Source organism: Streptococcus mitis (assembly GCF_000722755.1).
GTDB classification, from domain to species: Bacteria; Bacillota; Bacilli; order Lactobacillales; family Streptococcaceae; genus Streptococcus; species Streptococcus mitis_CM.
In genome coordinates this window covers 310,039-324,567 of sequence record NZ_JPFY01000015.1, presented here as the reverse complement: position 1 = coordinate 324,567, position 14,529 = coordinate 310,039, and the positions used below count along the sequence as shown (strand labels likewise).

Here is a 14,529-nt window from a genome sequence, read left to right as displayed (position 1 = left end):
ATCCAGATAATGAGAGAGCAGGGCGTTTGCCTGGTTTAGATGGAAATGCTAAAATGTCTAAATCACTCAATAATGGTATTTATTTAGCTGATGATGCGGATACTTTGCGTAAAAAAGTAATGAGTATGTATACAGATCCAGATCATATTCGAGTGGAAGATCCAGGTAAAATTGAGGGAAATATGGTCTTCCATTATCTAGATGTTTTTGGTCGTCCAGAAGATGCTAAAGAAATTGCTGATATGAAAGAACATTATCAACGAGGTGGTCTTGGTGATGTTAAGACTAAGCGTTATCTACTTGAAATATTAGAGCGTGAACTTGGTCCTATTCGTGAGCGCCGTATCGAATTTGCTAAGGATATGGGAGAAGTTTATAACATGCTTCAAAAAGGTAGTGAAAGAGCGCGTGAAGTTGCGGGTCAAACCCTATCTGAGGTTAAAGGAGCAATGGGACTTCATTACTTTAACTAAGTTTATTTTACAAGAAACTATCATTTCTATCAGGAAGAAAAGATAGTTTTTTATTTACCCCTGTAACATTTGACAAATTTTTATAGAATGGTATGATAGATACAATATAAAAAGAGTCAAGCTCAAAAAGAAAGAAAAGAGGAAACTTCGAATGTCTAATTGGGACACTAAATTTTTGAAAAAAGGTTTTACCTTCGATGATGTATTGCTTATTCCAGCTGAAAGTCATGTATTGCCTAATGATGCAGATTTAACAACTAAATTGGCAGATAATTTGACTTTAAATATCCCAATTATTACCGCTGCCATGGACACAGTAACAGAGAGTCAAATGGCCATTGCTATTGCTCGTGCAGGTGGTCTCGGAGTTATACATAAAAACATGTCAATTGCTCAGCAAGCAGACGAGGTTCGCAAGGTAAAACGTTCTGAAAATGGAGTTATTATTGATCCGTTCTTCTTGACTCCTGAACATACAATTGCTGAAGCTGATGAGCTTATGGGACGTTACCGTATCAGTGGTGTTCCAGTTGTTGAAACACTTGAAAATCGTAAATTAGTTGGTATTTTGACAAACCGAGATCTTCGTTTTATTTCAGATTATAATCAACCAATTTCAAACCATATGACCAGTGAAAATCTTGTGACTGCTCCTGTGGGTACAGATCTTGTAACGGCTGAAAGCATTCTTCAAGAACACCGTATTGAAAAACTTCCGTTGGTAGATGAAGAAGGCCGTCTTTCTGGTTTGATTACCATCAAAGATATTGAAAAAGTTATTGAGTTTCCAAATGCGGCTAAAGATGAGTTTGGTCGTCTTCTAGTTGCAGGTGCAGTAGGTGTTACTTCAGATACATTTGAACGTGCAGAGGCTCTTTTTGAGGCAGGAGCGGATGCGATTGTTATTGATACTGCGCATGGTCATTCTGCAGGTGTCTTGCGTAAAATTGCTGAGATTCGTGCTCATTTCCCAGACCGTACTTTGATTGCTGGAAATATTGCTACTGCTGAAGGTGCACGTGCTCTTTATGAAGCAGGTGTAGACGTTGTCAAGGTTGGTATTGGACCAGGTTCTATCTGTACTACTCGTGTTATTGCTGGTGTTGGTGTTCCGCAAGTAACGGCTATCTACGATGCTGCAGCTGTTGCGCGTGAATATGGTAAAACGATCATTGCTGACGGTGGAATCAAGTATTCTGGAGATATTGTAAAAGCACTTGCGGCTGGTGGAAATGCTGTTATGCTTGGATCTATGTTTGCTGGAACTGATGAAGCTCCAGGCGAAACTGAAATCTTCCAAGGACGTAAATTCAAAACTTACCGTGGTATGGGATCAATCGCTGCCATGAAGAAAGGTTCAAGCGATCGTTACTTCCAAGGCTCTGTCAACGAAGCAAACAAACTCGTTCCCGAAGGAATTGAAGGTCGTGTTGCTTATAAAGGAGCGGCAGCTGATATTGTCTTCCAAATGATTGGTGGTATTCGCTCTGGTATGGGTTACTGTGGTGCAGCTAACCTTAAGGAACTACACGATAACGCTCAATTTATTGAAATGTCTGGTGCTGGTTTGAAAGAGAGCCATCCTCATGATGTACAAATTACGAATGAGGCACCAAATTATTCTATGTGAAAAACAATGAAAAGAACTCCTGTGAAAACAGGAGTTCTTTTACGATGTTGTCAATTTTGATTTACAGCAACTTTACCATCCTGAATAGTAAAGATACTTAGATCTTCTGGCAGATTTTGAAGATGATCTAAGCTTGTTGTTGTGATAAAGGTTTGGATTGACTGAGAAATCGTTTCTAATAATTTTAACTGTCTAGTGTTGTCAAGTTCACTCATAACATCGTCAAGCAGTAATATTGGAGATTCTGTAGTAATACTTTCCATCAACTCGATTTCTGCTAATTTTATAGAAAGGACGAGACTACGATGTTGACCTTGACTTCCGAAACTAGCATCCATCCCATTTATATAAAAAGAAATGTCATCTCTATGAGGACCAACACCAGTATTCTTTTTAAATAAATCTCTGGACCTACTTTTTTCTAAAGCAATTTTGAAAGATTCTGATAAGTTTTCTTTGTCAGCTATCTTGACAGAAGATTGATAGGCTATTGACAACTCTTCAATCTGATTAGAGAGTTCAAAATGTTTCTTACGCCCAAATGATTCTAGTTTTTTTATGAAATCTAAGCGGTGATTCATCACACGACATCCATAATCGACTAGCTGATCATCTAGTACTGAAAGGAAGGTTTCATCTATTTTTTGAGCTGATTTTAGATAGGTATTTCTTTGCTTAAGGATATGGTTATAATTGGTTAAATCTGATAGATAGATGGGCTTAATTTGTCCAAGCTCCATATCAATGAATTTTCGTCGAACTGAAGGTGCTCCTTTAATTAGTTGTAAATCTTCCGGAGCAAATAAGACAACATTCATGTGTCCGACATAATCTGAAAGTCGTGCCTGTTTTAAGTGATTAACTTTTGTCACACGCCCTTTTTGTGTTAGTTCGATTTCGAGAGGAATGGATCCCGTTTGTTTTTGAACAAGACCTGAAAGATGAAGTTGTTCCTCGTCAAAATGAATGAGATTTTTATCTGTTCGAGTCCGATGACTACGTGTTAAGGCTAAAAAATAGATAGCCTCTAACATATTTGTTTTACCTTGCGCATTGCGTCCTAAAAAGACATTCAATTTAGGGTTAAAGTCTATTTTCGTCTCTTTATAGTTACGAAAAGTCTTGAGAGATAGGTGTTGTAGCCACATGATTATCTACCAGGGAATCGTGGAGCTTGTTTGCTTTTGGTTGATGAAGTAGGTTTAGAGTTGTCTTTTTTTACTCCTTTATTCATCTCCTTGACAAGTTTAGCGATTCGTTCTTTTTCAACTTTATCAGCTTGATATTCCTCTTGCTCCTCAGAAGTAGGTTGTGTCAACAAGATGTCAATATTTATGTCAGGGATGTCAACTTTATCGCCAATACGAAGTTTTTTACCACGACGACTCTCTAATTCTCCATTAAAGTAAACAGAATGTTCAGAGAGAAATGATTTGATAGCTCCTCCGCTATGTGTAATTCCAAGTTCTTTGAGTAGTGCTTGGAGGGTAATAAATTCTTCAAATAATTTGTATTCCATAATTCACCTCAATCTTTGGTATTATACCATATTTTCCTAAAAATAGTGAGAGAAACAGGGAGAAATGTAAGCGATTTTTATTTCAAAAGTGTTACAGAGAACAAGAAAATTCCAGGTTTTCGTGATATAATAGAAGTCTGTATATAAGGAGGTCAATCATGGAGTTAGTGCATGGAATTTCAACACATTTTATCCAATCAAAAAAGTTTAAAACGAACAAAATCACCGTGCGTTTTACCGCTCCATTATCTCTTGATACGATTGCAGGTCGCATGTTGAGTGCGAGTATGCTAGAGACTGCTAATCAGATGTACCCCACTTCTCAAGATTTGAGGAGACATTTGGCCAGTCTATACGGTACAGATATGTCAACCAATTGTTTCAGAAGAGGGCAAAGTCATATTGTAGAATTTACATTTACCTATGTTCGTGATGAGTTTTTAAGTAGGAAAAATGTGCTAACTTCTCAGGTTTTGGAATTTTTAAAAGAAACTCTTTTTTCACCCGTAGTAGTTGATAATGGGTTTGATCCGGCCTTATTTGAAATTGAGAAAAAACAATTGCTAGCAAGTTTAGCATCTGATATGGATGATTCTTTTTATTTCGCACATAAAGAATTAGATAAATTATTTTTTTGTGATGAACGTCTTCAATTGGAATATAGTGATTTACGAAATCGTATTTTAGTTGAAACTCCACAAAGTTCTTATTCTTGTTTCCAAGAATTTTTGGCTAATGATCGAATAGATTTCTTTTTCCTAGGTGATTTTAATGAGGTTGAAATTCAAAATGTATTAGAATCATTTGGCTTCAAAGGTCGAGAAGGAGATGTAAAAGTTCAGTATTGTCAACCATATTCTAATATCCTTCAGGAAGGTATGGTTCGGAAAAATGTGGGACAATCCATTTTGGAATTGGGTTATCATTGCCCTTCTGAATATGGTGATGAGAAACATTTACCCATGATTGTAATGAATGGTTTACTTGGTGGATTTGCTCATTCTAAGCTCTTTACAAACGTCCGTGAAAATGCTGGATTGGCTTATACTATTTCAAGTCAGCTTGATTTATTTAGTGGATTCTTGAGGATGTATGCTGGTATCGATCAAGAAAATCGGAACCAGGCTCGTAAAATGATGAATAATCAACTGCTTGATTTAAAAAAAGGTTATTTTACAGAGCTTGAGTTAGAGCAAACAAAGGAAATGATTCGTCGGTCTCTGTTGCTTTCTCAAGATAATCAAAGTTCATTGATTGAACGTGCTTATCAAAATGCCTTGCTTGGAAAATCTTCAGCAGACTTTAAAAGTTGGATTGCAAAACTCGAGCAAGTTGACAAAGAGGCTATTTGTAGAGCAGCTAATAATGTGAAACTACAGGCGATTTACTTTATGGAAGGAATAGAATGACAAAGGTTGTTTTTGAAGAAAAATACTATCCAGCTGTAAAAGAAATGGTTTATCGAACTCGTTTGTCAAATGGATTGACAGTTGCTCTTTTGCCTAAAAAGGAATTTAAAGAGGTTTACGGGAGTGTAACTGTACAGTTTGGTTCGGTAGATACGCTTGTCACAGAAGTTGACGGAGATGTAAAACAATATCCTGAAGGAATTGCTCATTTTATTGAACATAAATTATTTGAAAGAGAAGATGCTAGCGATTTGATGTCGGCTTTTACGAGTCTAGGTGCAGATAGTAATGCCTTTACAAGCTTTACAAAGACAAGTTATCTTTTTTCAGCAACGGATCATTTTTTAGACAATTTAGACTTACTTGATGAATTGGTAACATCAGCACACTTTACTGAAGGTTCCGTTTTAAGAGAGCAGGATATTATCCAGCAAGAACGAGAAATGTATCAAGATGATCCAGATTCGTGTTTATTCTTTTCAACTTTAGCGAATTTGTATCCAGGCACACCTTTAGCAACTGATATAGTTGGCAGTGAGGAGTCCATTTCCCAAATCAATCTAACTAATTTGCAAGAAAACTTCACAAGGTTTTACAAACCTGTAAATATGTCTCTGTTTTTAGTTGGCAATTTTGATGTGGATCAAGTACAGGACTATTTTGAAAGAAAAGAACTGGAAGATTTAGATGTTCAGGAAGTAGCAAGAGAAAAGTTTGTTTTACAAGCTGTAAAGCAAACAGACAGTATGAGAATGGAAGTGTCTTCTCCTAAACTAGCGATTGGGATTAGAGGTAATCGAGAAGTTGATGAGGCGGATTGCTATCGACATCATATTTTATTAAAATTATTGTTTGCAATGATGTTTGGTTGGACTTCGGATCGTTTTCAAAAATTATATGAATCAGGTAAAATTGATGCGTCCTTATCTCTTGAAGTTGAAGTAACAAGTCGCTTTCATTTTGTTATGTTGACAATGGATACAAAAGAGCCAGTTGCTTTATCTCATCAGTTTAGGAAGGCTATTCGTAATTTCACAAAGGATTTAGATATTACAGAGGAACATTTAGATATTATAAAAAGAGAGATGTTTGGAGAATTTTTCAGTAGCATGAACTCTCTTGAATTTATTGCAACGCAATATGATGCTTTTGGACAAGGTGAGACAATCTTTGATTTGCCGAAAATTTTACAGGAAATTACTTTAGAGGATGTCCTTGATGCTGGACATCATTTAATAGATGATGGTGACATAGTTGATTTTACAATATTTAAATCATAGCAACCTATCATAATCGACACTAGAAAGAAGGAATGACAAGTATGAGGAAAAAAACAATTGGTGAGGTTTTACGTTTAGCTAGAACCAACCAAGGGTTAACTTTAGAAGAATTACATAAAAAAACAGAAATTCAGTTGGATATGTTGGAGGCAATGGAAGCTGATGATTTTGATCAACTTCCTAGTCCATTTTATACTCGTTCTTTTTTGAGAAAGTATGCGTGGGCAGTTGAGCTAGATGAGAGAATTGTTTTGGATGCTTATGATTCTGGGAGCATGATTACTTATGAGGAAGTAGATGTTGATGAAGAGGAGTTGACAGGTAGGAGACGTTCAAGTAAGAAAAATAAGACATCATTTTTACCTTTATTTTATTTTATATTCTTTGCACTATCGATTGTCATTTTTGTGACTTATTATGTTTGGAATTATATTCAGACTCAACCGGAGCGTTCATCTGCGTCTAGTTATAGTGTAGTCCAAGCAACAAGCTCGACTAGTTCTGCAACTCCATCTTCAACTAGTAGTGATTCATCAAGTAGCTCTTCGAATATTGAACCAGTTATAAGTGTATCAGGTGAAGGAAATTATGTAGAAATCGCTTATAAAACAAGTAAGGAAACTGCAAAATTGCAATTATCGGTTTCAGATGCTAGAAGTTGGGTTAGTGTTTCAGAAAGTGAGCTTGAGGGTGGTGTGACCTTATCACCGGATAATAAAAGTGCAGAAACAACAGTTTCAACAAAAAATCCTGTGACCATTACTTTAGGTGTTGTCAAAGGTGTTGCTTTAACAGTAGATAATCAGACTGTTGATTTATCGAACTTAACAGCACAAACTGGACAAATCACTGTAACCTTTACTAGAAATTAAGGAAAAACGAATGAAAAAAGAACAAATTCCCAATCTCTTAACAATAGGTCGAATTCTCTTTATACCTATTTTTATCTTTATTTTAACGATAGGAAATTCGCTAGAAAGTCATATAGTAGCAGCTATTATATTTGCTATTGCCAGTATTACCGACTATTTAGATGGATATTTAGCTCGTAAATGGAGTGTGATCAGTAATTTTGGCAAATTTGCAGATCCTATGGCGGATAAGTTACTAGTTATGTCTGCTTTTATTATGCTGATTGAGTTAGGTATGGCTCCAGCTTGGATTGTTGCAGTGATCATCTGTCGTGAGTTGGCTGTAACAGGTTTAAGGCTTTTATTGGTTGAAACTGGTGGGACAGTTTTAGCAGCAGCAATGCCTGGAAAAATTAAAACTTTCAGCCAGATGTTTGCGATTATTTTCTTGCTATTACATTGGACTTTGCTTGGTCAAGTTCTACTTTATGTAGCCTTGTTTTTCACTATCTACTCTGGCTATGATTATTTCAAGGGTAGTGCCTATGTATTTAAAGGGACATTTGGTTCGAAATGAAATCAATAATTGATGTAAAAAATCTTTCTTTTCGTTATAAGGAAAGTCAGGAATACTATGATGTGAAGGATATTACGTTTCACGTGAAACGTGGAGAATGGCTTTCGATTGTAGGGCATAATGGTAGTGGTAAATCAACGACGATTCGATTAATTGATGGCTTACTGGAAGCAGAATCCGGAGAGATTGTAATTGATGGCCAACGGCTGACTGAGGAAAATGTTTGGAATATACGTCGTCAAATCGGTATGGTTTTTCAAAATCCAGATAATCAATTTGTTGGAGCGACTGTTGAGGATGATGTTGCCTTTGGTTTGGAAAATCAGGGACTTTCTCGTCAAGAAATGAAAAAGAGAGTGGAAGAAGCTCTGGATTTGGTTGGCATGTTGGACTTTAAAAAGAGAGAGCCAGCGCGTCTATCAGGTGGCCAAAAGCAACGTGTGGCTATTGCAGGTGTTGTAGCCCTAAGACCAGCTATTTTAATCCTAGATGAGGCAACGAGTATGTTGGATCCTGAGGGGCGTAGAGAACTGATTGAGACAGTAAAAGAAATTCGAAAAGACTATGATATGACGGTCATTTCCATTACACATGATTTGGAAGAAGTTGCCATGAGTGATCGTGTATTGGTCATGAAAAAAGGGGAAATTGAATCAACTAGTAGTCCAAGGGAACTTTTTTCTCGAAATGATTTAGATCAAATTGGATTAGATGATCCTTTTGCCAATCAATTAAAACATTCTTTGAGCCAGAATGGCTATGATTTACCTGAAAATTATTTGACAGAAAGTGAGCTAGAGGATAAGCTATGGGAATTGCTCTAGAAAATGTGAGTTTTACGTATCAAGAAGGGACTCCCTTAGCTTCAACAGCTTTGTCAGATGTTTCTTTGACGATTGAAGATGGTTCTTATACGGCTTTAATTGGCCACACAGGTAGTGGCAAATCAACTATTTTACAACTTTTAAATGGTTTATTGGTTCCAAGTCAAGGGAGTGTGCGGGTTTTTGATACCTTAATCACATCGACTTCTAAAAATAAAGACATTCGTCAAATTAGAAAACAGGTTGGCTTGGTATTTCAGTTTGCTGAAAATCAGATCTTTGAAGAAACGGTTTTAAAGGATGTTGCTTTTGGACCGCAAAATTTTGGAGTTTCTGAAGAAGATGCGGAGCAGATTGCGCGTGAGAAACTGGCTCTGGTTGGAATTGATGAATCACTTTATAATCGTAGTCCGTTTGAGCTGTCAGGTGGCCAAATGAGGCGTGTCGCCATTGCAGGCATACTTGCCATGGAACCAGCTATATTAGTCTTAGATGAGCCCACAGCAGGCCTAGATCCCCTGGGAAGAAAAGAGCTGATGAATTTGTTCAAAAAACTCCACCAGTCAGGGATGACCATTGTCTTAGTAACACATTTGATGGATGATGTTGCTGAATATGCGAACCAGGTATATGTGATGGAAAAGGGACGTTTAGTTAAGTTTGGTAAACCTAGTGATGTCTTTCAAGATGTTGTTTTTATGGAAGAAGTTCAGTTGGGAGTACCTAAAATTACAGCTTTTTGTAAACGATTGGCTGATAGAGGCGTGTCATTTAAACGATTACCGATTAAGATAGAGGAGTTCAAGGAGTCGCTAAATGGATAGTATGATTTTGGGGCGTTATATCCCAGGGGATTCGATTGTTCACCGATTGGATCCACGTAGCAAATTGCTTGCCATGATGCTACTGATTTTGATTGTGTTTTGGGCTAATAACCCCTTGACGAATCTAATTCTTTTTATAGCGACAGGGATATTTATTGCCTTGTCAGGAGTATCTCTTTCATTTTTTATTCAGGGCTTGAAGTCTATGTTTTTCTTGATTGCCTTCACAACTATTTTTCAACTGTTTTTCATTTCTAATGGGAATGTTTTATTTGAGTTTTCATTTGTGAGAATCACAGATTATGCTTTGCAACAAGCTGGAATTATTTTTTGTCGCTTTGTATTGATTATTTTCTTTTCAACTTTGTTAACTTTAACTACCATGCCTTTAAGTTTGGCATCAGCTGTTGAAGCTTTATTAGCACCTTTAAAGCGTGTGAAAGTTCCAGTTCATGAAATTGGCTTAATGCTATCTATGAGTTTGCGTTTTGTTCCGACCTTAATGGATGATACGACGCGGATTATGAATGCACAGAAAGCGCGTGGAGTGGATTTTGGTGAAGGAAGCATTGTTCAAAAGGTGAAGGCTATGATTCCCATTTTGATTCCTCTTTTTGCGACAAGTTTAAAACGTGCAGATTCCTTGGCTATCGCTATGGAAGCGCGTGGGTATCAGGGGGGGAAAGGCAGAAGTCAATACCGACAATTGGAATGGACTCGAAAGGATACGCTGACTATTCTTGTTATTATCGTACTTGGTTGTTGCTTATTTTTCTTAAAATCTTAGTAGCTTTCAGGAATTGATAAAAAGTTACTGTAACAGTTTTTGATATAAAGGTAGGGATATGAACCGTTTTAAAAAATCAAAATATGTCATTATTGTTTTTGTTACTGTTCTGCTTGTGTCAGCTCTCTTAGCGACGACTTATTCAAGTATAATTGTGACAAAATTAGGAGATGGAATCTCATTGGTTGATAGAGTTGTACAAAAACCTTTTCAGTGGTTTGATTCTGCCAAATCAGATTTGGCTCATTTGACACGAACATATAATGAAAATGAAAGTTTGAAGAAACAGATTTATCAATTAGAAGTTAAATCAAATGAGGCGGAAAGTTTAAAGACCGAAAATGAACAACTGCGCCAATTGCTTGATATGAAGTCCAAGTTGCAAGCCACAAAGACTTTGGCAGCAGATGTTATTATGCGTTCTCCGGTATCTTGGAAGCAGGAATTGACCCTGGATGCAGGCAAATCAAAAGGGGCTTCTGAGAATATGTTAGCCATTGCAAATGGTGGTTTGATTGGGAGTGTTTCAAAAGTGGAGGACAACTCTACTATGGTCAACCTTCTGACAAATACGGAAAATGCTGATAAGATTTCTGTTAAAATTCAACATGGTTCTACTACAATTTATGGGATTATTGTTGGCTATGACAAGGAAAATGAAGTTCTCAAAATTAGTCAATTAAATAGTAGTGGCGATATTAGTGCAGGAGATAAGGTGACCACTGGTGGATTAGGAAACTTTAATGTTGCTGATATTCCTGTTGGTGAAGTGGTTGCTACAACGCATAGTACGGACTATTTGACACGAGAAGTAACTGTTAAATTGAGTGCAGATACTCATAATGTGAGTGTGATAGAATTAGTGGGGAATTCATAATGAGACAGCTGAAGCGGGTTGGAGTGTTTTTATTGCTTCCTTTCTTTGTTCTAATTGATGCCCATATTAGCCAGCTTTTGGGCTCATTATTTCCCCACGTGCAGTTAGCTAGTCATTTTCTATTTTTGTTTCTCTTATTTGAGACGATTGAAGTATCAGAGTATCTCTATTTAGCCTATTGTTTTGTAGTGGGTTTGGTTTATGACATTTACTTTTTCCACTTGATAGGGATTGCGACTCTGTTATTTGTCCTGTTGGGGGCATTTCTCCATAAATTTAATAGTGTTATTTTATTGAATCGTTGGACGAGAATGCTGGCAATTATTGTCATGACTTTTCTATTTGAGATGGGAGCTTATATACTTGCAATAGTGGTAGGTTTAACTGTGGATAGTATGTCTTTGTTTATAGTCTATAGTTTAGTACCATCAATGATTTTGAACCTTATATGGATGATTACTTTTCAGTTTATTTTTGAAAAATTTTACCTATAAGAAAGAAATAAAAATGTAACAAAGGCGTAATATTCATTAGGCCTTTTTTTGGTATACTAGTAATGTCTTTAAAAGAAGGAGTATCTACGAAATATGAAGAAAAAAATCTTAGCGTCACTTTTACTAAGTACAGTAATGGTTTCTCAAGCAGCTGTTTTAACAACTGCGCATGCAGAAACTACTGATGACAAAATTGCTGCTCAAGATAATAAAATTAGCAACTTAACAGCACAACAACAAGAAGCCCAAAAACAAGTTGATCAAGTTCAGGAGCAAGTATCTGCTATTCAAACAGAGCAATCAAACTTGCAATCTGAAAATGATAGACTACAAGAAGAATCTAAAAAGCTTGAGGGTGAAATTACAGAACTTTCTAAGAATATTGTATCTCGCAATGATTCATTACAAAAACAAGCTCGTAGTGCTCAAACAAATGGAGCTGCAACAAATTACATTAATACAATTGTAAACTCAAAATCAATTACAGAAGCTATTTCACGTGTTGCTGCAATGAGTGAAATCGTATCTGCAAACAACAAAATGTTGGAACAACAAAAAGCAGATAAAAAAGCTATTTCTGAAAAACAAGTAGCAAACAATGATGCAATTAATACAGTTATTGCAAATCAGCAAAAACTAGCTGATGATGCTCAATCATTAACTACAAAACAAGCTGAGTTGAAAGCTGCAGAATTGAATCTTGCTGCTGAAAAGGCTACTGCAGAGGATGAAAAAGCAAGTTTACTTGAGAAAAAAGCTGCAGCAGAAGCAGAAGCTAAAGCAGCTGCAGAAGCAGAAGCAGCTTATAAAGCTAAACAAGCAAGTCAACAACAAAAAGTCGTTGCTTCTGGAAATACAACTTTTACAGCAGAAGTTCAAGCAGTATCAACTACTTCTTCGTCATCTAGTTCGTCTGAATCATCTTCAAGTAGTGCTTCAGCGGAATCAACAAGCTATACTCCTGCACCAGTGAAACAACATCCGACATACAGTACAAATGCATCAAGCTATCCTGTAGGTCAATGTACATGGGGAGTAAAAACTTTAGCACCATGGGCTGGTGATTACTGGGGTAATGGCGGTCAATGGGCTGCAAGTGCAGCAGCTGCAGGTTTCCGTACAGGTTCTACACCACAAGTTGGCGCGATTGCATGTTGGGATGATGGAGGATACGGTCACGTAGCAGTTGTTACAGCAGTTGAATCATCAACTCGTATTCAAGTTTCTGAGTGTAACTATGATGGAAGTGGAACTCAACCAATCGGAAATTATCGTGGATGGTTTAATCCGACAGCATCAAGAGGCACTGTAAGATACATTTATCCAAACTAATATACTGATTATTACTATACAAAGGGTGAGATCTTATTAATCTCACCCTTTGTATAGTGCTGGAAAAATTAATTTCATTATATAATTACTTGAACTTATTTTCTATTTTTATAATTATTTAATTAAAGTAAAATGAAACGTAGAAATTTAGTACGAGTGTAGCATGTTAATAAAAAATGGTTTCTAAGGGAGTCGGTGTTGAAGTTATGTTTAGGTATAAAATAAATGTTGATGCTAAAGAGTGGGATTTATTTTTAGAAAATCATCCTCAAGGAAATTTATTGCAGAGTAGTGATTGGTCCAAGATAAAGGATACTTGGGGGAACGAGAGAGTTGGCTTTTATAAAGATAATCAATTAGTTGGAGTAGCAAATATCTTAATTCAGCCGCTACCATTAGGACTTTCTATGTTTTATATTCCACGAGGTCCAGTAATTGACTATGAAGATAAAGAACTTCTGAAATTTGTTCTTTTAACGTTGAAAAAACTTGCTAAAAAAAGCCATGCAATAATGGTTAAATTTGACCCAAGTTTATTTATCAGTAGAGGTCTTATTGACCAAGAAACTGTCCAAAATTTTATGACTTTAGCAATTGTCGAAGAACTGAAAAAAATAAAGTTTCTTGGACAGGCTTAACAAAGGATATGGCAGAAAATATACAACCACGTTTTCAAGCTAATATTCATAAAGAAAATTTCTCACTGGATCAACTTTCTAAGTCTACTAGACAGGCCATCCGAACTGCAAGAAATAAAGGATTAGAAGTAAAATTTGGTGGACTTGATTTATTAGATGAATTTTCATTTTTAATGAAGAAAACAGAGTCTCGCAAGAATATCAGTTTACGAGGCAAAGATTACTATCAGAAGTTACTGGATACTTATCCTGATCACTCCTTTATCACACTGAGCTATTTAGATCTACCTAATAGACTGAAAGAAGTTGAGCAACAATTCGAAAAGAATCTAAAAACAGCGCAGAAGTTTACAGATAAAACGAAAGAAGGTAAAATAAAAGAGAATCAGCAAGAGAGAAAACGATTAGAGGAAGAAATTTCTTTTCTTAAGAGTCATATTGAAAGAGGGGACAGTGTTGTCCCATTGTCTGGTACTTTAACTATCGAATTTGGGGAAACTTCTGAGAACTTATATGCTGGAATGAATGAAGAATTTAAACACTATCAACCTGCTATTCCTACATGGTTTGAGACAGCTCAACATTCTTTTGAACGAGGGGCTGAGACTCATAATATGGGTGGAATTGAAAACAATTTAGAGGGTGGGTTAATTAGCTTTAAATCCAAGTTTAATCCTACTATCGAGGAATTTGCTGGTGAGTTTAATTATCCAACTAGTTCATTATATTTTTTGTTTAATCTAGCTTATAAAATTCGTAAGAAACTTAGAAGTAGATAAGACAAACTAATTATTTTGCCACTATATTAAATTTAAAAAAATTTAGCTATTAGAGCATCTCAGCAGTATATGTTGGGATGTTTTAAATTTAGAGTTTTTATTAGAAATTTAATGCTAAATTCCCAAACTAATTTCCACTTTGGCCATCCAAGTGGAAGTTACTTTGAGAAGTTAGCAGAAACTATCTACTTTAAAAATCTACTAAAATCACTTGAAAATATTGGAAAAGTATGGT

Annotated in this window: 13 protein-coding genes and 2 pseudogenes; 13 read left to right on the top strand and 2 right to left on the bottom strand. The window is 36.1% G+C overall.

The window, feature by feature from the left end; translation table 11 throughout:
• Both SK578_RS10030 and guaB read left to right on the top strand, forming a co-directional pair.
• A pseudogene (locus SK578_RS10030) lies at nt 1-473 on the top strand (tryptophan--tRNA ligase); the annotation flags it as partial.
• A 151-nt stretch (nt 474-624) separates the two neighbouring features.
• Nucleotides 625-2,103: an IMP dehydrogenase gene (guaB, locus tag SK578_RS10025; protein ID WP_033682529.1), complete on the top strand. Its 1,479-nt coding sequence runs from the start codon at nt 625-627 to the stop codon at nt 2,101-2,103.
• Nucleotides 2,104-2,153: 50 nt separating this feature from the next.
• Here guaB and recF read toward each other — a convergent pair whose 3' ends face one another.
• Both recF and yaaA read right to left on the bottom strand, forming a co-directional pair.
• A complete protein-coding gene (recF, locus tag SK578_RS10020) occupies nt 2,154-3,251 on the bottom strand; it encodes a DNA replication/repair protein RecF (protein WP_042751858.1) in 1,098 nt (365 codons plus the stop codon).
• Nucleotides 3,252-3,253: 2 nt separating this feature from the next.
• Complete coding sequence (gene yaaA, locus SK578_RS10015; RefSeq protein WP_042751857.1) at nt 3,254-3,622, bottom strand: S4 domain-containing protein YaaA; 369 nt, start codon at nt 3,620-3,622, stop codon at nt 3,254-3,256.
• A 158-nt stretch (nt 3,623-3,780) separates the two neighbouring features.
• Between yaaA and yfmF the strand changes: the two genes are divergently transcribed.
• The 11 genes and pseudogenes from yfmF to SK578_RS11315 all read left to right on the top strand — a co-directional run bounded on the left by yfmF (nt 3,781) and on the right by SK578_RS11315 (nt 14,294).
• Complete coding sequence (yfmF, locus tag SK578_RS10010) at nt 3,781-5,031, top strand: EF-P 5-aminopentanol modification-associated protein YfmF (RefSeq protein WP_042751856.1); 1,251 nt, start codon at nt 3,781-3,783, stop codon at nt 5,029-5,031.
• A complete protein-coding gene (yfmH, locus tag SK578_RS10005; RefSeq protein WP_042751855.1) occupies nt 5,028-6,311 on the top strand; it encodes an EF-P 5-aminopentanol modification-associated protein YfmH in 1,284 nt (427 codons plus the stop codon). Before yfmF ends, yfmH begins: the two co-directional genes overlap by 4 nt.
• Nucleotides 6,312-6,352: 41 nt before the next feature.
• Nucleotides 6,353-7,183 carry a cytoskeleton protein RodZ gene (gene rodZ / locus SK578_RS10000; RefSeq protein ID WP_042751854.1) on the top strand — a complete coding sequence of 277 codons (831 nt, stop codon included), beginning with the start codon at nt 6,353-6,355 and terminating at the stop codon, nt 7,181-7,183.
• Nucleotides 7,184-7,193: 10 nt separating this feature from the next.
• Nucleotides 7,194-7,739, top strand: coding sequence for a CDP-diacylglycerol--glycerol-3-phosphate 3-phosphatidyltransferase (pgsA, locus tag SK578_RS09995; RefSeq protein ID WP_042751853.1), 546 nt, complete (start codon nt 7,194-7,196; stop codon nt 7,737-7,739).
• Nucleotides 7,736-8,563 (top strand): energy-coupling factor ABC transporter ATP-binding protein, encoded by an 828-nt coding sequence (locus SK578_RS09990; RefSeq protein WP_042751851.1) that lies wholly within the window; start codon nt 7,736-7,738, stop codon nt 8,561-8,563. The genes pgsA and SK578_RS09990 overlap by 4 nt, the downstream gene beginning before the upstream one ends.
• Complete coding sequence (locus SK578_RS09985) at nt 8,548-9,387, top strand: energy-coupling factor transporter ATPase (RefSeq protein WP_042751849.1); 840 nt, start codon at nt 8,548-8,550, stop codon at nt 9,385-9,387. The genes SK578_RS09990 and SK578_RS09985 overlap by 16 nt, the downstream gene beginning before the upstream one ends.
• Nucleotides 9,380-10,174, top strand: a complete 795-nt coding sequence (locus tag SK578_RS09980; protein ID WP_042751848.1) for an energy-coupling factor transporter transmembrane component T family protein — start codon at nt 9,380-9,382, stop codon at nt 10,172-10,174. Before SK578_RS09985 ends, SK578_RS09980 begins: the two co-directional genes overlap by 8 nt.
• 58 nt (nt 10,175-10,232) lie before the next feature.
• Nucleotides 10,233-11,051, top strand: a complete 819-nt coding sequence (gene mreC, locus SK578_RS09975) for a rod shape-determining protein MreC (RefSeq protein ID WP_042751846.1) — start codon at nt 10,233-10,235, stop codon at nt 11,049-11,051.
• A complete protein-coding gene (gene mreD / locus SK578_RS09970) occupies nt 11,051-11,545 on the top strand; it encodes a rod shape-determining protein MreD (RefSeq protein ID WP_042751844.1) in 495 nt (164 codons plus the stop codon). Before mreC ends, mreD begins: the two co-directional genes overlap by 1 nt.
• Before the next feature lie 93 nt (nt 11,546-11,638).
• Nucleotides 11,639-12,877 (top strand): peptidoglycan hydrolase PcsB, encoded by a 1,239-nt coding sequence (pcsB, locus tag SK578_RS09965; RefSeq protein ID WP_004269801.1) that lies wholly within the window; start codon nt 11,639-11,641, stop codon nt 12,875-12,877.
• A gap of 206 nt (nt 12,878-13,083) precedes the next feature.
• Nucleotides 13,084-14,294, top strand: a pseudogene (locus SK578_RS11315) (aminoacyltransferase).
• Nucleotides 14,295-14,529 lie beyond the last annotated feature (235 nt).

What these genes read in the sequence shown, in the direction of transcription:
- SK578_RS09980 (WP_042751848.1), top strand. Translation starts at nt 9,380, where the DNA reads ATGGATAGTATGATTTTGGGGCGTTATATCCCAGGGGATTCGATTGTT.
- recF (WP_042751858.1), bottom strand. Translation starts at nt 3,251, where the DNA reads ATGTGGCTACAACACCTATCTCTCAAGACTTTTCGTAACTATAAAGAG.
- yfmF (WP_042751856.1), top strand. Translation starts at nt 3,781, where the DNA reads ATGGAGTTAGTGCATGGAATTTCAACACATTTTATCCAATCAAAAAAG.
- guaB (WP_033682529.1), top strand. Translation starts at nt 625, where the DNA reads ATGTCTAATTGGGACACTAAATTTTTGAAAAAAGGTTTTACCTTCGAT.
- mreC (WP_042751846.1), top strand. Translation starts at nt 10,233, where the DNA reads ATGAACCGTTTTAAAAAATCAAAATATGTCATTATTGTTTTTGTTACT.
- SK578_RS09985 (WP_042751849.1), top strand. Translation starts at nt 8,548, where the DNA reads ATGGGAATTGCTCTAGAAAATGTGAGTTTTACGTATCAAGAAGGGACT.
- yaaA (WP_042751857.1), bottom strand. Translation starts at nt 3,622, where the DNA reads ATGGAATACAAATTATTTGAAGAATTTATTACCCTCCAAGCACTACTC.
- rodZ (WP_042751854.1), top strand. Translation starts at nt 6,353, where the DNA reads ATGAGGAAAAAAACAATTGGTGAGGTTTTACGTTTAGCTAGAACCAAC.
- pcsB (WP_004269801.1), top strand. Translation starts at nt 11,639, where the DNA reads ATGAAGAAAAAAATCTTAGCGTCACTTTTACTAAGTACAGTAATGGTT.
- mreD (WP_042751844.1), top strand. Translation starts at nt 11,051, where the DNA reads ATGAGACAGCTGAAGCGGGTTGGAGTGTTTTTATTGCTTCCTTTCTTT.
- yfmH (WP_042751855.1), top strand. Translation starts at nt 5,028, where the DNA reads ATGACAAAGGTTGTTTTTGAAGAAAAATACTATCCAGCTGTAAAAGAA.
- SK578_RS09990 (WP_042751851.1), top strand. Translation starts at nt 7,736, where the DNA reads ATGAAATCAATAATTGATGTAAAAAATCTTTCTTTTCGTTATAAGGAA.
- pgsA (WP_042751853.1), top strand. Translation starts at nt 7,194, where the DNA reads ATGAAAAAAGAACAAATTCCCAATCTCTTAACAATAGGTCGAATTCTC.